The organism is Vibrio sp. 2092 (assembly GCF_033339635.1).
GTDB classification, from domain to species: domain Bacteria; phylum Pseudomonadota; class Gammaproteobacteria; order Enterobacterales; family Vibrionaceae; genus Vibrio; species Vibrio alginolyticus.
The window spans coordinates 39,590-61,330 of the sequence record NZ_JAWOUY010000009.1 but is presented as its reverse complement, the minus strand read 5'-3'; the positions used below and the strand labels follow the sequence as shown (position 1 = coordinate 61,330).

The 21,741-nt window shown below is 44.5% G+C and carries 17 protein-coding genes; 7 read left to right on the top strand and 10 right to left on the bottom strand.

Annotation, left to right across the window (positions count from 1 at the left end; all coding sequences use genetic code 11):
• The first annotated feature begins 161 nt into the window (after nt 1–161).
• Together R7P80_RS16175 and R7P80_RS16170 are read left to right on the top strand one after the other, a co-directional pair.
• Complete coding sequence (locus R7P80_RS16175) at nt 162–1,013, top strand: carbenicillin-hydrolyzing class A beta-lactamase CARB-42 (RefSeq protein WP_005375420.1); 852 nt, start codon at nt 162–164, stop codon at nt 1,011–1,013.
• Nucleotides 1,014–1,295: 282 nt separating this feature from the next.
• Nucleotides 1,296–2,345, top strand: coding sequence for a sensor domain-containing diguanylate cyclase (locus tag R7P80_RS16170; protein ID WP_054574440.1), 1,050 nt, complete (start codon nt 1,296–1,298; stop codon nt 2,343–2,345).
• Between the two features lie 111 nt (nt 2,346–2,456).
• On the opposite strand, the gene R7P80_RS16165 is transcribed toward R7P80_RS16170, so the two are convergent.
• Complete coding sequence (locus R7P80_RS16165; RefSeq protein ID WP_005375418.1) at nt 2,457–2,609, bottom strand: hypothetical protein; 153 nt, start codon at nt 2,607–2,609, stop codon at nt 2,457–2,459.
• Nucleotides 2,610–2,855: 246 nt separating this feature from the next.
• On the opposite strand from R7P80_RS16165, the gene speG reads away from it, so the two are divergent.
• Nucleotides 2,856–3,395, top strand: a complete 540-nt coding sequence (gene speG / locus R7P80_RS16160; protein ID WP_005375417.1) for a spermidine N1-acetyltransferase — start codon at nt 2,856–2,858, stop codon at nt 3,393–3,395.
• Between the two features lie 47 nt (nt 3,396–3,442).
• Here speG and R7P80_RS16155 read toward each other — a convergent pair whose 3' ends face one another.
• The 7 genes from R7P80_RS16155 to R7P80_RS16125 all read right to left on the bottom strand — a co-directional run bounded on the left by R7P80_RS16155 (nt 3,443) and on the right by R7P80_RS16125 (nt 15,264).
• Complete coding sequence (locus R7P80_RS16155) at nt 3,443–4,240, bottom strand: hypothetical protein (protein WP_005385112.1); 798 nt, start codon at nt 4,238–4,240, stop codon at nt 3,443–3,445.
• A 176-nt stretch (nt 4,241–4,416) separates the two neighbouring features.
• Nucleotides 4,417–5,502, bottom strand: coding sequence for an OmpP1/FadL family transporter (locus tag R7P80_RS16150; RefSeq protein ID WP_225491752.1), 1,086 nt, complete (start codon nt 5,500–5,502; stop codon nt 4,417–4,419).
• 120 nt (nt 5,503–5,622) lie between these two features.
• Complete coding sequence (vmeQ, locus tag R7P80_RS16145; RefSeq protein WP_225491753.1) at nt 5,623–8,763, bottom strand: efflux RND transporter permease subunit VmeQ; 3,141 nt, start codon at nt 8,761–8,763, stop codon at nt 5,623–5,625.
• 10 nt (nt 8,764–8,773) lie between these two features.
• On the bottom strand, nt 8,774–9,916 hold the full coding sequence (vmeP, locus tag R7P80_RS16140; protein ID WP_005391278.1) for an efflux RND transporter periplasmic adaptor subunit VmeP: 1,143 nt from the start codon (nt 9,914–9,916) through the stop codon (nt 8,774–8,776).
• Between the two features lie 90 nt (nt 9,917–10,006).
• Nucleotides 10,007–10,798, bottom strand: coding sequence for a hypothetical protein (locus R7P80_RS16135; protein WP_225491754.1), 792 nt, complete (start codon nt 10,796–10,798; stop codon nt 10,007–10,009).
• A gap of 528 nt (nt 10,799–11,326) precedes the next feature.
• On the bottom strand, nt 11,327–13,486 hold the full coding sequence (locus R7P80_RS16130) for a prolyl oligopeptidase family serine peptidase (RefSeq protein WP_225491755.1): 2,160 nt from the start codon (nt 13,484–13,486) through the stop codon (nt 11,327–11,329).
• Between the two features lie 206 nt (nt 13,487–13,692).
• Nucleotides 13,693–15,264, bottom strand: a complete 1,572-nt coding sequence (locus R7P80_RS16125; protein ID WP_225491756.1) for an ATP-binding cassette domain-containing protein — start codon at nt 15,262–15,264, stop codon at nt 13,693–13,695.
• A 446-nt stretch (nt 15,265–15,710) separates the two neighbouring features.
• Between R7P80_RS16125 and R7P80_RS16120 the strand changes: the two genes are divergently transcribed.
• The 3 genes from R7P80_RS16120 to R7P80_RS16110 all read left to right on the top strand — a co-directional run bounded on the left by R7P80_RS16120 (nt 15,711) and on the right by R7P80_RS16110 (nt 18,881).
• Nucleotides 15,711–16,136: a universal stress protein gene (locus tag R7P80_RS16120; protein WP_225491757.1), complete on the top strand. Its 426-nt coding sequence runs from the start codon at nt 15,711–15,713 to the stop codon at nt 16,134–16,136.
• A gap of 166 nt (nt 16,137–16,302) precedes the next feature.
• Nucleotides 16,303–16,920 (top strand): NAD(P)H-dependent oxidoreductase, encoded by a 618-nt coding sequence (locus tag R7P80_RS16115; protein WP_047101696.1) that lies wholly within the window; start codon nt 16,303–16,305, stop codon nt 16,918–16,920.
• On the top strand, nt 16,917–18,881 hold the full coding sequence (locus tag R7P80_RS16110) for a monovalent cation:proton antiporter-2 (CPA2) family protein (RefSeq protein WP_005375390.1): 1,965 nt from the start codon (nt 16,917–16,919) through the stop codon (nt 18,879–18,881). The genes R7P80_RS16115 and R7P80_RS16110 overlap by 4 nt, the downstream gene beginning before the upstream one ends.
• 91 nt (nt 18,882–18,972) lie before the next feature.
• On the opposite strand, the gene R7P80_RS16105 is transcribed toward R7P80_RS16110, so the two are convergent.
• Entirely contained in the window at nt 18,973–19,266 is a 294-nt protein-coding gene (locus R7P80_RS16105) for a hypothetical protein (RefSeq protein ID WP_225491758.1), read from the bottom strand.
• A gap of 245 nt (nt 19,267–19,511) precedes the next feature.
• Between R7P80_RS16105 and R7P80_RS16100 the strand changes: the two genes are divergently transcribed.
• Nucleotides 19,512–19,805, top strand: a complete 294-nt coding sequence (locus R7P80_RS16100) for an ArsR/SmtB family transcription factor (RefSeq protein WP_005375388.1) — start codon at nt 19,512–19,514, stop codon at nt 19,803–19,805.
• Nucleotides 19,806–19,913: 108 nt separating this feature from the next.
• Here R7P80_RS16100 and R7P80_RS16095 read toward each other — a convergent pair whose 3' ends face one another.
• Nucleotides 19,914–21,263, bottom strand: a complete 1,350-nt coding sequence (locus R7P80_RS16095) for an alpha-amylase family protein (RefSeq protein ID WP_054578668.1) — start codon at nt 21,261–21,263, stop codon at nt 19,914–19,916.
• Nucleotides 21,264–21,741 lie beyond the last annotated feature (478 nt).

Genomic DNA, 21,741 nt, shown 5'->3' with positions numbered 1-21,741 from the left:
ATAGCAACACTCTTCTCCCCATATTGAGACCGTTTAAGCGTATTGCAAAGAATCCTACATAAAATAGACATAGATTTAACAGTGTTTAGAGTATTGGCTCGTTATAGTTTACGTGACATCGCTACCGTGCGAACTAAAACTAAAATTGAAGAACACGATCCATGAAAAAGTTATTTTTGTTGGCTGGGCTAATGGTTTGCTCAACCCTAAGTTACGCGTCCCAACTGAATGAGGACATTTCTCTCCTCGAGCAACAAACCTCAAGCAGAATTGGGGTGTCAGTTTGGGATACCCAAGCAGACGAGCGTTGGGATTACCGTGGCGATGAACGCTTCCCACTCATGAGCACATTCAAAACCCTAGCTTGTGCCAAAATGCTAAGTGATATGGACAGCGGTAAGCTAAGTAAAAATGCGACCGCAAAAGTCGATGAGCGCAGTATCGTTGTATGGTCTCCAGTGATGGATAAGCTCGCAGGCCAAAACACACGCATAGAGCACGCGTGTGAAGCCGCTATGTTAATGAGTGATAATACCGCAGCCAACTTAGTATTAAATGAAATTGGCGGCCCTAAGGCCGTAACAATGTTTCTGCGAACAATTGGAGATAAAGCAACGCGCCTAGACAGAATAGAACCTCGCTTGAACGAAGCCACACCAGGCGACAGCCGCGACACAACCACACCTAACGCCATACTAAACACTCTTCGAACTTTGGTCGAAGGCGAAACGTTGTCTTATGAGTCTCGTGTACAATTAAAAATCTGGATGCAGGACAACAAAGTTTCAGACTCGTTAATGCGTTCTGTATTACCAACAGGTTGGTCTATTGCAGACCGTTCTGGTGCGGGAGGTCATGGTTCGCGTGGCATTAACGCGATTATATGGAAGGAAAATCATCGACCTGTTTACATTAGTATTTATGTCACAGAAACCGAGCTCTCACTTCAAGCTAGGGACCAACTCGTTGCGCAGATAAGTCAGTTGATTTTACAAAAGTACAAAGACAATTAAGTCACCACTCACCTGGCCCTATTTGTATCCTTTTCTAGCCCTTCTCTTCCAGAAGGGCTCATTCTGTACTTCCATCTTAAAAACACCACTTATTGAGTAATGACTTACTTATAAATAGGTATAAGATTTACTTATTTAGGGTGAGTTAACGCCCACATTAAGCAACCAAATGCACACAAACGGCGATAATTGAACCATACTCTTACCAAGAAGCACATTTTCTACAAAATAGCTTCACGTAATTTATTGTTGGTATTTGCAACATTGCCAAGGAGATGTCTATTGAGACTTGAAAGAACTTTTAACCCTGATGACTTATCGATGCAAAACATGGAAAGTCCGATATGTATGCCGATAGGGTTTGTTCACTTTTTAGCTCAATCGGAAACACTACAGCAAGTACTTGATACGGTGGCAGAATGGATAAATCGCATATTTAATTCTGACCGTGCGAGTATCACACTTTATGAAAACAATGATAATTTAAAGGTCTACTCTTTCTCTGGTAGTAAAGCGATTCCCGCTGAATTTTTAGTGCCCATTCATCAAGCGTTTGTTGGCCGAGTGTTCAAAAAGCAACAACTGATGATCTGCGACGATGTTACTCAATCTGATGAGATCGATTGTGTGATGCTCGCATCCAATGGTATGGGTACGTGTATGGACGCGCCTTTAATGCACGGTAAAGTCTGCCTAGGAACGCTTAATGTTGCGCATCATCAAACGCACATTTACACAAACGAACAAGCGGCACAGCTTCAGTGCATCGCTAATTGGATTGCTTTAAACATTGCCCTTCATATACAGATCATGAAAATGGAGCACCTCGCCACGACGGATGATCTAACAGGTATTCCAAACCGCAGAGAGTTCATGCGACAAATCGAAAGCCGCCTAAATGAATACCGAACCCAGGGCATTGACTTCCATGTTGCTATTTTAGATCTCGACAATTTTAAAAGCCTCAATGACCGATTTGGTCATGACGCAGGCGATAAATCACTGATCCATGCAGTTAATACTATTAAAAGTCATCTACTTGATTGTGACTTACTTGCCAGAGTTGGTGGTGAAGAGTTTGCCATGGTATTAAGAAGTCGCTCATCACAGCAAGCTCTAGACACATTAGAAACAATTCGTAATGCACTAGAAACGACGACCGTTCAACATTCAGGTTGTGATATGAGCTTCACCGCGAGTATTGGGGTAACTCAAGTCTGTCGTCTCGACGACTCATTTGAACCACTTGTTAAACGCGCAGACTTAGCACTTTACAAGGCAAAGGAAACCGGAAGAAATCGCGTTGAGTTTCATATTGGTGAAGAAAGGTAGAAAAAATAAAAAAGGTAGCGACTCATTGCGCTACCTTTTATCGATTCTAACCCGCTTAAAATAACTAGTACGAACTTTAAGCCAGTTAAAAATAAGAATGAGCAAATTTAATTATGCTTTCTTAAGATCTTTAGCTGGGTAAGTTAGTGTTTTTTCGCCTGCTTTTACATGTGTGTAAAAACCGCCACTGCTTAAACCTGTAACAACCATTTCGCCAAGATCGATACCTTTAGTCGCTACTACTACGTCACCGATTGAAAACATATTGAATACCTTGTTTGTTTAGATTAAGACACTAAGTCGTTGCGCGGTATTTAATACGATATTAGGCAAAGCACCTAATCGAGTTTTTTATCGTAAAGATTAATTTATATTTGTCGTGAACTCTAAGTTTCCACATTGAAAATCACAGGATATTTTCCAAAAAAAGATGCGCGATTCTTGTGAAATACGGTAATATTTTCTAGCATCAAGTGCGGAGGTATTCTCCGCCCTCATTGGAGAAAAATGATGAAGAAAGGCCTAAAAATGCGTGCATTAGAGCGTTCTGATTTGCGCTTTATTCATGAACTGAATAACAACCGAAATATCATGGCCTACTGGTTCGAAGAACCTTACGAGTCTTATGACGAGCTCGAAGAACTTTATCGAAAACATATACATGATGACGCTGAAAGGCGTTTTGTCGTCGAAGATGAAGACGGCATCGTAATTGGCTTAGTTGAGCTGATCGAGATTAACTACATTCACCGCAGCGCGGAATTTCAGATAATCATCGCCCCAGAGCATCAAGGCCGAGGTTATGCGACAGAGATGATTAATCGTGCGTTAGATTACTCATTCTCAATTCTTAATCTACGTAAAATCTACTTATTAGTCGCAGTGGATAACGAAGTCGCTATTCACTTATACAAAAAGTGCGGCTTTATCGAAGAAGGTCACCTTGTAGAAGAATACTTTATTAACGGCGCTTACAGCGATGTTAAGCGCATGTATATATTAAAACACCAGTACCAGAAAAAGATCGAAGAAAACAACTCAATTCACTAGTTCATTCTATCAAAGTAAAAACGCAGCTATTTGGGCTGCGTTTTTATTTATTCAAATTGATATTGATATGATAACACGATGCGCTTGTCTGCTTCATCCAAATAGGTGTTGTTGTCCATGACAAACGTCATTACGTTAAAAGAGTGGCGTTTGCTCACGAGGTAACCAAGACCAATACCACCAAAGAAGCCTTTGTAGTTCTCTCCTTCACTGTTTTCTGAGCCGTAAGTGCCTGCTGCGAAGCTGATTAACGTCAGCTCTTTGGTAAACGATTTCAGCGCAAATGCACCAACGTAACCGCTACTGCCTGAAGAGCTCATCATGTTGAAGCCATTCTCTGCACTTGGCGTCCCCGTAAAGTTAGGCTCGCTACAGAGACTACTTTCTGCACCGTCACAAACAGGAACATCACCAGTGTTGTACGTATAGCCTGCCATTGGGAAAATTTGGAAGCCTGCTGGCTCAATCCCGAAATAACTTAGCGGCATAAAGGTACCAACGCTGTAGTTGGTTTGATCCGCGCCGTTTACATATTCATTTTTACCGAAGTTGAAGTTCACGATACCGACCGGAAACAACCACGAGCCACCAATACGCCACTCGCTCGCATCATCATTGATACGCAGGTTAATTTTGCGCGCTTGGTCAAGCGCAAGTGAGCCCGAGAATGAGATGTTTTGATCATCAAAATCGTAGTTGTTTGCGTACGACGCGCCAAATTTCGTGATGACTTTTGTTGGGTCATCCGCCAACTTGTTTTTATTGTCTTTTACTCGATGCTCGGCACCATGAGCCAGCGTACTGACCAACAAAGTCGTACACACTAACGCTAGTTTGTTTTTCATTTTTTAGTCCTTTGAGATGTTGAATACCCGCACTTAGCTGCGCAGATATTTTTTGAATCATCACTCACTGGATGTGACAGAAGCGCCCTAACTACCTTAGATGGCGTGACAGCATCCAGTGCAGGTAGTTAGGGTGGAATGGCCTGTAAGGAAGGCGTTTTAGCGATTAGGAATGATTAGTTTTTCCAGTTGTAGCTCATGCTCATGAAGTAGAGAGCAGGCTCATCAAAGCCAGCTTGTAAGCGTGGCGTTTCCGACGATTCCATCAAGATCGCTTCCAACGCGAAACCAATTGAGTTTTCTGAATCCAATTTGTAATCAATGCCTGTACCAATGCGGTACGCCTTGCCAGTAGGAACGGTAATGTCACCGTTTGATTGGCTTTCATACATGCTGGTATCGAATGCAAAACCTGCATTCCACATCATTTTTTCATTCAGTTTGTACTGAGTACCCAATGCGATTTGGTAAGTGTCTTGTGTCTCTACGCCCAGCGTGGTTGTGTATTCGCTCCAGTCTTGCCAGTTCACGTTCCACATCACCGCTAGGTCATCATTCACTTCATGGTAAGCACTGAAGATCAGTTGTTGTGGAGCAATGGAGTTACTATTGTCGAATTCAAATTCGGTTTCAGAAGAGTAAGACAACCCAAGACGCGTGCCTGGTGTTGCCTCATAAAGCACACCTACTCGGCCGTTGAGCTGAGTATCTTGGTCTTCGTCATTGAAGTTCAGGGCTCCCTTCGTTTCCACTTCATACATACCGTACTGAATGCCAAGCGCCGCACCCACAGACCAGTGATCATTGATGCGGTAAGAAGCGGAAGGTTGAATGGTTAAGGCTTGCGTCGTTGCTGTAGGAATATCTAAATGATTATTCAAAAGACCTTCGTACTCGAGGCCAAGACCGTAGTTGCCATACAGACCAATACCCAGCGTCCATTTGTCGTTTACTTGTTGGCTGTAAAATGCCGACGCCATAGGAACAAAACCAATCACGTTGCCCGCATCGCCAGTCATCGTGTCTAGTTGCGCGTCACCGTAAAGGCCAATCAGGTTACCAGAGAAAGATTTACCAGAAACATTCGCCAGACCAGCCGGGTTTGCTGTCATTACTGAGGCATCTTGCGCACGAGCCGCCATACCAGCGGATGCCAAACCAATATCCGATGCTGTTGTTTCGTAAAGGTATAACCCACCCGCTTGCGCAGCAGCACACGTCAGTAGAGAGCTCGCTACGACGATTTTTGAAAGATTTTTCATGCTAAAACCTATTATTTTTTGGGGAACCCACGCTGCGACGGTGGTTGTATATCAATGAAAGGCATTGGCCAATCGCACACAGCGTGGGGGTGTTGTGGAGTCAGTCAGTTGAAATCAGCGTTATTGCTCGCTCACCTCAAGTTCAGTGGGTTTCTTTCGCTTAAACTTCTCGCGCAGAGATTGCATCATCACGAAGAACACTGGCGTCAGTAACGTGCCTACAAACGTAGAGAGAATCATGCCGCCGAATACTGCAAAGCCCAGCGAGTGACGAGATGCCGCACCGGCACCCGATGCAATCACCAACGGGAATACCCCCCAGATGAAGGCGAATGCGGTCATCTGTACTGCACGGAAACGGATTCGAGCAGCTTCTTTGGCAGAATCAATGATGGATAAGCCCTTTTCTTCTCGCAGAACTTTGGCAAATTCCACGATAAGAATCGCCACTTTGGCGGACATACCGATCAAGATGACCACACCAATCTGCACATACAAATCGAACGGTTGTCCCACCAGCAGTAGCGTGCCCATTGCGCCGAGAATCGCGACTGGAACCGCCATCATTACCGCAGCAGGAATGGTCCAACTTTCGTACTGAGCCACCAAGAACAAGTAGGTGAACAGCAAAGACAATGCGAACGCGATTGGTGCCATGTTGCCTGCTTTCATCTCTTGGTAAGTCATGCCGGACCACTCGTACGAGTAACCACTTGGCAAAGATTCTGCAGCCAGTTTTTCAATGGCTTTTACAACATCACCCGAGCTGTAGCCTGGCGCTGGCGCACCGTTCACGGTTGCAGAACTGAACATGTTGTAGTTCGACAAGGTATCAGGGCCGAAGATCGGCTTCACTTTCACTAGCGTCGCCAGTGACACCATTTTTCCAGAGCTAGAACGAACAAACAGATGGTCGATGTCGTCGATGTTGTCACGATATTGCTCTTCTGCTTGTACTTTCACTTGGTACGAACGACCAAACAAGTTGAAGTCAGAAATGTAGGCACCGCCCAACTGCGCTTGCAGTGTGCTGAAGATTTCATTCAACGGTACGCCCATCGAAATCGCTTTATCGCGATCAATATCGATGTAACGTTGCGGAATATTCGCACGGAAAATCGAGAACGCACGTGCCACTTCAGGCAGTTGGTTGATTTGGGCAACAAAATCAGCGGTTGTTTTTGCCAACTCTTGTGGAGAACGGCCCAAGTTGTCCTGCAGCACAAGGTTGAAACCATCCACCGCACCCATACCTTTGATTGCCGGCGTCGCGAAAACGAACGAAGCGGCATCTGGCGTTGAGTTCAGCATTTGGTTAACTTTATTCATCAATGCGCGTTGGTGTAGCTCAGGGTCTTTACGTTTGCTCCAGTTATCCAGTTTGATGATCAACATGCCCGAGTTTGGAATCGACGCCATGTTAATTACCGAGAAGCCCGCAACCGAAACCACGTTCTCCACACCTTCCATCTGTTTTAGCTCATCAACGTACTTCTTCATTAATGGTGCAGTACGCTGCAATGCTGCTGCGTCTGGCAAACGCATTTCGACCATGAACACGCCTTTATCTTCGTTTGGTACGAAAGAGGAAGGTATGGTCATGAACGCAAATGCCAGCACCGCAATAAGCGCGCCATACACACCGATACTCAGCACAATACGACGGCTCAAGAAGCCAACTAAACCTTGGTATTTGCGCGTTATTGCTTCAAAACCTCGATTAAACGCACGCAAAGGCGCAATAGGTTGCGAGTGAGTAGATTTCAACATCAACGCACAAAGCGCTGGCGTTAACGTTAATGCGTTGATCGCAGAGATCAGCACCGACACACAGATGGTGACTGCGAACTGGTTGAACATTCGACCGGAAATACCCGGCAATAGCGCAACCGGTACGAATACTGCCAACAAAATAAGCGTTGTTGCCAATACTGGCCCCGTCACTTCTTTCATAGCTTGGATCGTGGCCGGAATCGGGTCTAAATGCTCTTCATGGATAACCCGCTCCACGTTCTCTACCACGATGATCGCATCGTCCACCACGATACCGATGGCGAGGATCAAGCCAAACAACGAGATGGTGTTAATGGTCATGCCCATCACGCCCATGATTGCGAAAGTCGCAATGATGGAAACCGGAATCGCTAAGGTTGGAATGATGGTCGCTCGCCAGTTCTGCAAGAAAACGTACACAACGAAGGTGACAAGAAGTACCGCAATCACCAGCGTCTCGTACACTTCATCAATCGATGTCTCTACGTATTCGGTAGAGTCATACGCGATGTCATAGACCAAATCATCTGGGAACGATTTCTCGTACTCTTTCATGGCCTCTTTCACGCGTTCCATCACGTCTAGCGCATTCGCTGTCGGCAACTGGTACAAGGCCAGAACGGCGGCTGGTTCGTTATTCATACGACCATCAGCTTCGTAACCTTGTGCGCCAACTTCGACACGAGCCACATCTTTCAAGCGAATCAGAGAACCTTTCTTGCTCGCACGGATGATGATGTTCTCGAACTCTTCCGCAGAAGTGAGTCGACCTTTGGTTTGCAAAACATATTGATATTGCTGATCACCCGGAGCTGGCATACCACCGATCTTACCCGCCGCCACTTGGATGTTTTGCGTTTTAATTGCGCCAATAACATCGCTAGCAGAAAGCTTCAAGGTAGCCAGTTTATTTGGGTTCAACCAAATACGCATTGAGTAGTCTTTCTTACCCAGCAGCGTAATGTCACTCATACCTTCGATACGTTTTAGACGCTCGACAATATTGAGATCCGCGTAGTTAGAAAGGTAGATACTGTCGTGAGACTGTTTCGGAGAACGCAGTGTGATAACGCCCAGCATGTCGGAAGATTTCTTCTTAACCGTCACACCGATTTGGTTTACTTCTTGTGGTAGAGACGACGTCGCCTGTGCCACCAAGTTGTTCACACGAACCTGCGCCATATCGCCATCTGCGCCCACTCGGAAGTAAATACGCAATGTGTATGAGCCATCGTTACCAATCACAGAAGACATGTAAATCATGTCTTCAACGCCGTTGACTTTGGCTTCTATCGGTTGTGCTACGGTCTTTTTAACCACGTCCGCGTTTGCCCCCGGATACATGGTGCTCACCGTAATTACCGTTGGAGAGATTTGAGGATACTCAGAAATTGGCAAGACTTTCAGGGCGATCATACCCATCAATGTCATCGCCAGTGAGATCACCAAAGCAAACTTCGGCCGATGAATGAAAAATTTACTTAACATCAGTACTCACTCAGCCTTGTTCACTCTGTAGCTCAACGTCTTTCACCGTTGCACCCGGACGCACTTTTTGTAGACCATTGACGATGACTTTTTCGTTAGCCGCCAAACCAGTCAGCACAGCACGTTTCACACCGTAGGTCTGACCGAGTTCAACGTTACGACGAGACACCACGTGATCATCACCAACCACCATGACGTAGTCACCCGCTTGGTCTTGCTGAACAGCCGCCGATGGGATAAGCAAACCATCAATGGTTTTGTTGCGCAGCTTGATGGTCAAGTTGCCATATTCACCCGGCATAAGCGCGTAAGTTGGGTTATCGAATTGTGCTTCTGCTCGAATTGAGCCTGTTTCTAAATCGATCTTGTTGCCAACGGCGTAGATCTTGCCATCAAGTGGATACAATGAACCGTCTGAAAGCGTCAGTGTTAAATCAACATCCAGTTTGTCATCGTTACGATGAGCCACATCAATGGCACTTCTTACTCGGCGGTAGAGCTTCTCATCCACATCAAAGCCAAAGCGAATTGGGTCGATTTGAGTGATCGAAACAAGAGGAACGAGTTGAATTTTCGAAATACGGTCACCCACTCGGAAGTTGCTGAAACCCACGCGGCCAGAGAAAGGAGCACGCACAGAGCTAAACTCAAGATCGAGCCTTGCTGAAACCAGCGTCGCTTTCGCCTCTTCTACCGAAGCAATCGCTGCGGCGTGCGCAGCAATGGCGTCATCGTATTGCTGCTCACTGATGCTTTTATCTTTGATGAGTTTCTTCACACGTTCTGCATCACGCGTAGTTTGAACGAGTTGTGCTTTTGCTTTTTGCAACGACGCTTTTGCATACGCCAGTGCCGCTTTGTAAGGACGGTCGTCGATTTCAAACAGCAATTGGCCTTTTTCGACCATATCGCCATCTTTAAAATGAATCGCGGTTAATTCGCCACCGACTCGAGGCATAATATCAACGTCATTTACCGCTTCAGTTCGACCGATAAAAGTATGATAAGGAGTGATTTTTGTTTCGGTTAGGGTAACGGTTTCAACAGAGGGTGCTTGGGCAGTTTTCGTTGCGATATCGCCAGTTTTGCATCCTGATAGTAATGCAGAAGATATAGCAATAGATACCAACGCAAATTTATATTTGGCTTTCATGATAAACCTACTTTATGTAGAAAGTGCCCTAGCCTAAATATTTAAATATATGGATAAACACACTTTCTATTCTGGAAATAAACGAGGGAGTTAGAATTGGTAGTTAAATTCGATACGGTGATCACCATCACCGAAATTAACGTGCTCATTCCAGTTTGCAAAGTAACGAATATTTGCGCGAGGATTAATTTGATAAGACAACGCAAACTCATGAGTTAAGATATTATCTTCACCCGCGTAATAAGTATCTTTATATTGACTAGACCCTGACAATGTATGCATATACATTGGGTTGTAGTTAATCCAGATTTTATCGGTTAATTCAATTTTTGAGTACATACCGACAACGGTGAAAGTACCTGGAATTTCATAACCTTTGTCATCACCACTAAAATCATTAGCAATAGTGACACCCGCACCAGCTAAAGGAAATAGCTGCAACATACCAAACTTAGGTAGACCTTGAATAAAGCTATAAGATGCATCTAATTTATCGTTATCAACGTCGTAGTTTACATCTAATTGACGGCCTAGACCTTTTGCGACTTCTACTTGGAAATTACGTAGTCGGAAAGAGTCAATGCTGTCATCAACGTTGCCATATATTGGATCGTCATTGTCGCGAATGCCAAATAGCTCACCACCAATGCCTTTCATTTCAATGATGTTCATCGCCATGGTACCAGGCTGGCTAGATTGGTAAGTTTGACCGATTTTGATGTTCGCGCCTTTATCAGTAATACCAAAGCCAGCTTGGGTGTATACCGCAAGTGGGTCAGACATATCTTGTAGTTCTTCGTTATTGTTTGTCTGCGCATAGGCAGAAGACGCGAGTTGTAGGGCTGCAACCATAATGGCAACAGACGGTTTCACTAAATTCATAAAACTGTATCCATTTTAATGATTATAAAATTATTCACGTCATGAGGTCATCATAAATAGCAAGCAACACAACTCGCTTTGGATAACATAAATTATCAAAGCAAATTCAATAATGACGAAACATTCGACGTTTTAATTAAAATAAAATAAAGCATCGTAAAAGTTCAATCACCGCTACTTATATCTTATATAACTTGAAATTTGGTAATAACAATGAAGAAGGAAATATTAAAACTTATGAAAATTCAATTATCATTAGAACGAATGATTAATTAATTTTACCATATAAATAGAGAGTGCAATGGATTTAGGTGATCGCGATCAATGTTTCATTTCGATCGTACAACACTCTTCAGATTAATTAGAACATTATAATAATTTTAAAAACCTTAGTTTGATTAGCCTAGCATCAGATTAGAATAGTAGGCCTATAATAAATAAAAAGGGAATCACTCTCTGTGATTCCCTTTTATTATCGAGCGATAAGGCGCCGATGCGTTTCGATAACTAAAACGCAAACAATTCGCACTATTGCAGTTTCTCTATTCCCATATTGAACAGTGCAAAACTATAAATATCTGCATTTGTCTCAATTATTTTACGCGTTGGTGTGCCTGCACCATGTCCTGCATTGGTTTCGATGCGAATTAAGGTCGGATTTGAACCCGCTTGCTTCGATTGCAACTCAGCAGCAAATTTGTATGAGTGAGCAGGAACAACACGGTCATCATGATCACCGGTTGTAATCAATGTTGCTGGATATTCCACCCCTGCTTTTACATTGTGCACCGGCGAATAACTTTTCAGATATTGGAACATCTCTTTACTTTGCTCTGCCGTGCCGTAGTCATACGCCCAACCAGCACCTGCGGTAAAAGTATGGTAACGCAGCATATCCAGTACACCGACTGCTGGCAGCGCCACTTTAAACAGCTCTGGACGTTGCGTCATAACGGCCCCCACTAACAAGCCACCATTCGATCCACCGTTAATGGCTAACTTGCTTGATGACGTTACCTCTTCATCAATTAGGAATTCAGCCGCAGCAATAAAGTCATCAAACACATTTTGCTTTTGCATTTGAATGCCAGCGTTGTGCCACTCTTTACCATACTCCCCACCACCACGAATGTTCGCTACCGCGTAAACACCACCAAGCTCTAACCAAGCCGCACGTGTCGGGCTAAAAGATGGCGTGAGGCTAATGTTGAAACCGCCATAACCATATAGAATGGTTGGTGCGCTGCCGTCCATCGGAGTCCCCTTTTTATAGGTGATGATCATCGGCACTTTTGTTCCGTCTTTTGAGGTGTAAAACACCTGGCGAGATTCATATAAAGCTGGATCAAATGGCGCTTTAGATTTGTAGTACACCTCGCTATCACCATCTTTGATGTTCAGACGATAGGTAGTGCTTGGCATCTTGTAGTTGGTGAAAGAGTAGTAGACTTCGGTTTCTTCTTTTTTCCCCGAGAAACCGTATGCGCTGCCAATATCAGGCAATTTGATTTCTCGGATGAGTTTGCCGTTCATGTCGTATTGCTTCACCATCGAGATCGCATCAACAATATAGCTCGCAAACAAATTGCCACCCGCGGTAGAAACACGTAACACGTTCTTTGTTTCAGGAATCACATCTTTCCAGTTTTTGGGCTGCGGCTGACTTGCATCCACCGTCACGACGCGTTTGTTCGGCGCATTAAGGTTCGTAACCAAGTACAGTTTCGTGCCTTGGTTGTCTATCACCCAAGTATCAGAACTGGTGTTATCTAAAATGGTTTTCAGCGGGCTATTTGGCTTACTCAGGTCTTTAAAGAACAGTTTGTTGCCCGACGTCGATACGCTGGCTGAGATAAACAAGTAGCGTTCATCTTCCGACGTGTAACCCCCAACGTAGCGATACTTTTCGTCCTTTACACCACCGAAAATTAATTGGTCTTCACTTTGTTTCGTCCCTAGCTTATGAAAGTAGAGCTTGTGTTGATCTGTCTTCGCGGAGAGTTCACTCCCCTGTGGCTTGTCATAACTCGAGTAATAGAAACCTTGATTGCCGAGCCAACTGATGCCGCTGAACTTAATATCCACCAGCGTTTCACCGACGGGCTTTTTGGTTTCTGTGTCTAACACAATGACTTTGCGCCAATCGCTACCGCCTTCCGAAATACTGTATGCGACCAAAGAACCGTCTCGTGAAAAGCTCACTCCCGCTAACGATGTGGTGCCATCCTCACTAAAAGTATTTGGATCGAGGAAAATTTCTGCGTCACCATCACCTAACTGCCGATAAAGCACATCTTGGTTTTGTAACCCGTCATTTTTGTAGAAATAAGTGAACTTACCCTCTTTGAACGGTTGGCTTTGCTTTTCGTAGTCCATGAGCTTAGTGATGCGCTCTTCAATCTGCTCGCGGTAAGGGATTTTCGCCAGATAATCAAACGTCACTGCATTTTGTGCCTTCACCCATTCTGCGGTTTCTGGACTGAGATCGTCTTCCAACCAGCGATAAGGATCACCCACTTTTGTACCAAAGTAGTCATCGACAACATCCACTTTTTGTGTGGTTGGATACGTGATGGCTTTCGGGGTTACCTGTTCAACCGACGATTGCGCCGCTTCATTTGCATGCGCCACAGACAACACACTTCCGAGTGCGAGAGCCGTTGCGAACGCTAGGGTGTTCTTTTTCATGAAATTCCTTTTTATTTTTCTGTTGTCTTTTTGTGCAATACATCAGAACTCTACTATATATCGACAAAATGAATCTAATTTCATTAAACGAGTTGTGAAAGCCATCCTAACTCCCTCATTTCCTGCCAGTTCTACAAACTAGTAAGTGGAAGTGTAGAACTTGGGAACAACACTGAAGAGCTACGATGGCGTTTACTCTCTTTCGTCTAAGTTAGCTCGATTTGGCGCAAAACCCCAGACTCAGAAGCGAAATCTTGGTCGTGACTAATCAGAACAAATCCACCTTTGTATACATTTAACGCTTGACTAAGCATTATTTTTGACTCGAGATCGAGATGATTATCTGGTTCATCAAGCAGCAGCAAAGGCTGGGAGTGTTGATGGCTGACGATCAGCATTGCGAGCTTCATCTTCTCGCCACCGCTTAGTACGCATCCCAACCGAAACACAGCGTCTCGACGAAAACCGATCCCCGCCAGTAAGGTTCTCGCTTCACTTTCCGTCATCTCTTGGCAGGTCTCCATTACGTTCTCAAGTAACGAAAGATTTGGATTCACTGCGCCAAAGTGTTGGTCGAGATAATACAAGGGTGTATTCACTTGCAGCTCACCACTCAGCAACGACAACTCGCCAAGCAACGTCTTTAACAAGGTTGACTTTCCGCAGCCATTTTTCCCTTTGAGATGGACTTTATCGTTCGCAAAAATCTGCAAAGTGATAGGAGTAGAATCCCCAAAAGGCAATATACCTTCTTGTATCGACAACACTTTTCTCGAACGGTTCGGATTATCTGCAAGATAAAACTTTTGCGCTTTGAGCTGCTCATGTCGCGATTGCAACGCCCGCTCTTTGGCTTGTAAATGCACTTGTCTGAGTTGCTCATTCTTATTGCGATTTGAGGCGCTGGCGGTCGCGCTATCCTTTTTGCCATCAAGCAAAATTTTGGGCTGACTGCCGTCTTTGCGCAGTTTGTTCCCTTGCGCGGCGCGTTGGTCTGCTTTTTCGCGATTTTTCTGGGCTTGCTCAGCTAACCGTTTTTTCTGTTTATCGACCTGTGCTAACTGCCTTTCGACCGCTTGTAGCTCAGCGCGTTTTTGCTCGGCATACACATCGTAATTTCCACCAAAAACTTGTAAGCCTAGGCCCGATAGTTCCCAAATTTCCTCCATCTCTCGTAGCAGCTCACGATCGTGACTGATGAGTAAAATCGCGCCACCGAAATGCCTCATAGACTCTATCAGCCATTGTTTCGCCTCGGTATCGAAGTGATTGGATGGCTCATCGAGAATCAAAAGCTCCGCTTCGTTTTCAAACAATTGCCATAACTGCAAACGCGCCAACTGCCCCCCACTGAGCCGAGCACAAGAGAAATCAGGGTCTTGCGGCAAGCCCATCGCAGCAAGCTGCTGTTTGAGTTTCTGTTCAATATCCCACTGTTCGCCAACCAGTTCGAACCAATGCTCAGAAACATCACCTTGTTCAATCTGCTTCAAAGCATGTAAGACCGAGTCTGTTCCCAGAAACTGGGCGATCGATTGCTGACCTGAAAGCAGATCAGACGGCTGCTGGCGATACATCATGAAAGAAGAGGGAGAAGTCACAACACCGCTGGCAGGCTGAGTTTCGCCCGCCAAAATGGAAGCCAAAAGCGACTTCCCGATGCCATTGCGCCCAACCAAACCAACACGTCGTTTAGTCATGGAACAAGAAATAGACTGAAATAGCGTCTCGCCATTATCAAACTGATGGCTAACATTAAAAGCTTGTAATACTGGCATAATTTGCCTCCTGTATGACAGGGACAACAACCGTAGCTATGATTTGAGATTGCAACAAAACGCGTGCACAAACGCATTAAGCTCTATGTAAAGCTCGACGATAAACGTCAAATCAAAAAGTCGTCTTGTTGCAAAGAAATATCGGAAAGTGAGCTACGCCTACTAACCCTGCAGATCCAAAAAATAAGTAAAAAATATGGATGACAGGTTTAGTTCTTCATGTTGGCGTAATCTCCTAGAGAAATGATGCGCAGAGTGTAGCGGCTTTTTTGTTCAAAAAGCAAGCTTTCTAACCAAATGAGTACAAAGAGAAAGTTTCACAGCAAGTTGTTATATCGTATTAACTTTTTAACAAAACTTTGAACAATTTCGAGATCTTATCAACACAATTTTTGCCCAAGCCATACTATGCTTAGGGTAAAGATAATCCACATAAGGGCGTGGTTATGAAATACAAACATATCCTTGTTGCACTCGAACTGTCAGATGAAAGCACCGTGCTTATCGACAGAGCGGTATCAATGGCAAACTATCTCGACTCCGATATCTCCTTTATCCACATTGATGGTACGCACGGAGAAATCTATCGTGAGCTTGTAGACATTAAAGAGAACCCGGATCAAAGGCCGTTGAATGAGCATTCAATGGAATGTTTAAGAACATTCAGTGATTACATGGACTACCCACTTAAACACTTCTTTGTAGGTACGGGTGATTTGGCTGATAAACTGGAAGTCACCATTAAAGAACAAGAAGTGGATCTGTTGATTTGTGGTCACCACCAAGATTTCTGGAGCAAGATTATTTCTTACTCGAGACACTTAATTAACAAGTCACCGGTGGATATTCTAGTCGTCCCTATTCATGATTAGTAAAACGTAACGCTTCCCAAAACCACCAATTTATTTGGTGGTTTTTTATTGATATTGAAACAGCTTAAACAGTTTTCCAAACTAGCTTGGCGATCATTTATGAGTTACATTTTCTAACCAACCCGCGCTCCTACTGGGCATGGTTATTTAGATAGCAAGGATCCCTATGGCAAATAAAAAAGTACTCATTCTCTTTGCTCATCCTTCCCAGCATCGTTCAGAAGTGAATACTCCACTTTTCAAAGAAGCTCAAAAAATTGAAGGCGTGACATGTGTTGATCTCTATGGCGAATACCCTCGTTTCGATATTAATATCGACCGTGAGCAGCAACGCTTACGTGAGCATGACGTGGTGATTTTCCAATTTCCACTATATTGGTATTCAACGCCTGCGATTTTAAAAGAGTGGCAAGATCTGGTTTTGGAATATGGCTTTGCTTACGGTACAGATGGCACAGCACTGCAAGATAAGACCATGCTTTGTGTGCTGTCTGCAGGGGGTAAAGAAGAAGCTTATAAGGCAGAGGGCTACAACCACTTTACGATTCGTCAACTGCTTGCGCCTATTGAACAAATGTCCGCACTGACCGGCATGAACTACATTGCCCCTCTCGCGATGTTTGGCGCACGTACAGCAGATGAAGAAGGGCGAATCCCTCGTCATGTCGAGCGGTACAAGAGCCTGCTAACAGCTTTAGTCGAAGATAGGTTGGATGTTGAAGCTGCGGCGTCATTAATCAAGCTTAACAGCGCATTGCCAGAGCTCATTAAGGAGGCTTCATGACAGGGATATTCTTACAAGCCTTCGTATATTTGATTGCTGCTGTAATTGCAGTCCCACTTGCTAAGCGTTTGGGACTTGGGTCCGTTTTAGGCTATCTCATCGCAGGTGTGGTCATTGGCCCAATTATCGGTTTAGTCGGTGAAGAAACAACAACAATCCAGCACTTTGCCGAGTTTGGCGTGGTGATGATGCTGTTTCTCGTTGGCTTAGAGCTCGAACCCAAAATGTTGTGGGCGATGCGCAATCGCTTAATGGGCTTAGGAGGTCTGCAAGTCGGCGGTACCGTCGCGGCGATTATGGGTATTGCCTTGTATTTTGACCAGCCTTGGACCATAGCCTTAGCCATAGGTTTGATCTTCGCCCTCTCTTCTACTGCGATTGTTTTGCAAACTTTTAGCGAAAAAGGATTAACGAAGACGGAAGGTGGACAAAACGCTTTCTCCGTGTTGCTTTTTCAAGATATTGCAGTGATACCAATGTTGGCGTTCATTCCTCTATTGGCCTTACCTGAATTAATTGAACAGGCACAGTCCGCGGCTCAAACAGCCGCAGCGCACCATGAAGAATTAAGCCTCGTTGCGGGGTTGCCCGGCTGGGCATACGGCATCGTAATCACAGCATCGATTGCAATCGTCGTCGTTGGTGGACACTTTTTAAGTCGACCTCTGCTCAATTATGTGGCTAGCTCTGGTTTGCGAGAAATCTTTACCGCAACTGCACTCATGCTGGTCATTGGTATCGCTGCACTGATGAGTTTAGTGGGCTTATCTCCTGCCTTAGGAACCTTCTTGGCTGGCGTTGTATTGGCGAACAGTGAATTCCGCCACGAGTTAGAATCCAATATCGAACCATTTAAAGGCCTATTGTTAGGTCTGTTCTTTATTACCGTTGGCGCAGGGATCAACTTCTCGGTCCTTTTTGGTGATTTCTGGTTGGTCATGGCATTGACCATTGGCGTGATGGTTTTGAAAGCCTTGGTGCTGTTTATTCTTGCACTGATATTTAGGGTGAAAGGCAGCAACCGCTGGCTGTTTACCCTAAGCTTGGCTCAAGCAGGTGAATTCGGCTTTGTGCTTCTAAGCTTTTCAGTGCAAAACCACGTCATCCCATTTGAACTTTCACAAACTCTTGCGTTAGTGGTTGCGATTTCGATGTTCCTGACACCAGGTTTGTTTATTCTGTTTGATAGAGTGATTCTGCCGCGCTTTGAAAGCCAGTCAAATGAACGCGAAAGCGATACGATTGAGGAAACAGGCACGGTGATCATCGCCGGCATCGGCCGCTTTGGACAAATAGTGAATCGCCTATTGGTATCAAACGGCGTGACTACCGTGGTACTTGACCATCAATCTGACCAAGTCGATAACATGCGCCAGATTGGCACTCGCGCCTATTTTGGCGACGCGACTCGACCAGATATGCTACATACAGCCGGCATTGAGCACGCCGCTGCGTTGGTTGTGGCGATTGATAACCAAGAATCGAGTGTAGAACTGGTGAAGTACGTTAAGCACACGTACCCAAAAGTAACAGTGATTGCACGTGCCTTTGACCGTGGACATGGCTATCTTTTGCGTCAAGCGGGGGCTGATATTATTGAATCAGAGACCTACCATTCTGCATTGGAGATGGGCGGTCACACAATGAAAGCCCTTGGCATTCACCCCTTCTTTGTTGAACAACAGAAGGCGACATATAAGCGTGTTGAAGCACGTAAGTCAGAAATACTTTACAAAGCTTGGGAGGATGATTCTGAAGGTGAACGCTATGACAACAATTTCCGACAACTGTTTATTCAGTTAGAGGAGAAAATGGCGGAAGAGATGCAAAAAGATCGTCATGACAAACTATCGCGGTCAGAACGTGGTTGGACACCGCCACCTAAAGGTTACGCCGATGATTTTAATGAAGATAACGTCCAAGAGCTAACACCACCAAGAGAAGAGCCTATCCAACGATAACGCACTCCATATTAAAACCTCCCACTTGGGAGGTTTTTATTTTTTCAGTACAGAGCCACACGCCGTGCAGGATAAAATGATCTTCTCGATATTACATAAGATCATTCATTAAAATCTCATACTCTTCGTTTGCTTCTTCCACTAAATGAGAAAGCTCTAACGCATCAGTAACTGCAAGATTGAACTGCCACGGAGTTGTGTCTTCTTTACCACAGATTCGAGTTTCACACCCACGACTCTCAAAAGACAAATCATCAAACTCTGTGGTGTGGCGCTCTTGAAGTTCAACAATCTCAACTTCTAATTTACCAACAGGGTTGACTTTAACGTGGGCATGTAAATCCGAACTGTTAGACAAACAATAAGCTCTATGAACCGCAATCATGGCCGCCTCCTTGGTCTGCCAACTGACAACTCAACATTGAGTGTAGACGAGGGATTTTGAACGTGGCGTGAAATAATAATGAAGATTGATCTGTCTCATTAGAACAGACAATTGTTGTCATGAAGGCATTAGCCAGCATGAATCTCATCTGATTTAAATTGTTCTGAGATCGTAATAGTTGGCATTTACCGAGACTTTCCCTATTATCGAAACAAAATTACTGTGGTCATTCTTTAGAGGTCAGTATGGAGCTTGAAGCCGTTGCTAAAGCACTAAAAGAGTTAGGGCATCCGACTCGTTTAAGTATTTACAAAGAAGTCGTCAAAGCGGGATACAAAGGTATCGCGGTAGGCGGCGTACAAGAAAAGCTTGGCATTCCAGCATCCACTCTCTCTCATCATATCTCGAGCCTTGCTTCAGCTGGTCTTCTCACCCAGCGCCGCGAGGGTAGAACCCTTTTTTGTGTTGCAGAGTATCAGTGCTTAGATGACGTCATTGGTTTTTTAAAAGCAGAATGTTGCGTTAACGAGTGCTCATAAATTTCTAGCAAAAACGAGAGAGTTTGAGTTTCTATTGAACTTCAGCAGAACGTGAATGACGATGAAAAACATACACACCGAAGTTGCTAAGCTCGGTGTGTACATCTTCTAGTTCGCGACAAGTAACATCGACGACTTAGATGGTACGATTAACTTACCGTCAGTTGGAATGATTTGTTCTGTCATCAAATCAACCCAATTGCCATCCGTTTTTAATGTCAAAGACTGTTGACGCTGTGATTTATTAAGCACCACAATACCTTTGTCACCTCGCTTAAGTACGAGCATGTCATCGTTACCTTCAAGAACACTCATCGGCTCGCCATGCGTCATATTATGGAACTGGATCATTTTTGCCATTCTCGGGTCGCTCCATGCACCTTGCCACCTTGGCTGACCATTTTTACCTTTAATACCGCTGGTGTTTAAGTCGGTATAAATCAACGGCACACCGCCATCTCGGCCTAGAATATAGGCATAAGCTAACCATTCGTTTTCCTCGTCCATGATGAGATCAAGAAAGACATCATTGTTAGGAATATCATGTGTGATAGCAAATGTAATCGCACGACCGGGGGACAAAGCCTGACCAAAACAATAGGGATCAATCAGAGACTTGAAGCTGCCCTTTTTAGCAAACGCCTTAAACATGGTTGAGAACAAAGGGAAATCGTACGCACCTAGGCGAGTTTCCTGTAGATACGGCTCAAGAAACAGCTGATACTCTTCTTCCGTCGCACCGCCATCGGTAATAATTTCACCAAATATATGCACATCCCGCGTGATGTCGTCTGTCCAAACACGCTTAAGATGCTCTAACGTCATGTGTTTCGCAGCGTCAATACGAAAACCTTTCACACCAATAGCTTTCAGCGCCTTTAGGTACGCTCGCTGCTGCTCAACGACATGGTCACAAACACGAAGAGTTGGCAAGCCAGGATCGGTTGGTCCACCTGTGATACGTCCGTTTTGAACCTGCCACTTATCTTTCCAGTCTTTGATGCCGAATGCTTCAACAAAGTCCTCTTCATCAAAAAGTGGTTGAGATAGATCGCCAAACAACGCTAGCGACTGATATTTCTGCTTGTTGTTCTGGTATTCCTCCAAGACCTCTTGTCTTGGGTACTGAAGGTCTCTGCGAAGGTGGGCCTCATTTGCCATATGGTTAAACACTACGTCGGCATAAACCCACACACCAACTTGCTCCAGTTCACGAACCATATGAATAAAATCTTTGGTATCACCCAAGGCATTGTCGATAACACGATAATCTTGTGGTTGATAACGCTGCCACCAGCGCTCATCGTGTGCGCTTTTCATTGGTGGCGAAACCAACACAGAGCCATAACCAAGCTTGCGGATTTCTTTTGCTCGTTGGGCAATGTCAGCATACTTCCAATCAAACGCATGTAAGATAACGTTTGCACCGAATGATTGTGTTTCCTGTGAGCCACTCATGTTGTTCTCCTGCTCGTTTCCACTCACGATTACTTGTTTGCATTTTTTTGTGAGTGAATTCAATAATCGAAATTATAAAAGCTATTCATCAGAGGCACTCACCCTTTTAGCACTAACTCAAGGCTGAAATCGAAGGCGTAGCGACTCATCCATTGCACAGCGATAAATCGTTCTGAGTGAATAACGGGCACACAACATACACCCCAAACAGCCCAGAACAAACCTAAGACATTGTTTTATTTAGCAAAAATATCAATCAAAAAAGATGCAACATAAGACCTACGTACGCCCTAAAATAGGCCCAAAGGATAAAAATAGCCAAGCCAACCCGTTGAGTAATCAATTGTTAATAAAACGAAACTGGCAGATGGATCACGTTTGGCGCGTTTCAAAAATCCAGTAAATCACCATACCTAGCGTTAAAAGACTAAAGATTTCTGTTTGTATCTGTCCCGAAATGACTTCAAAATGCGAAACT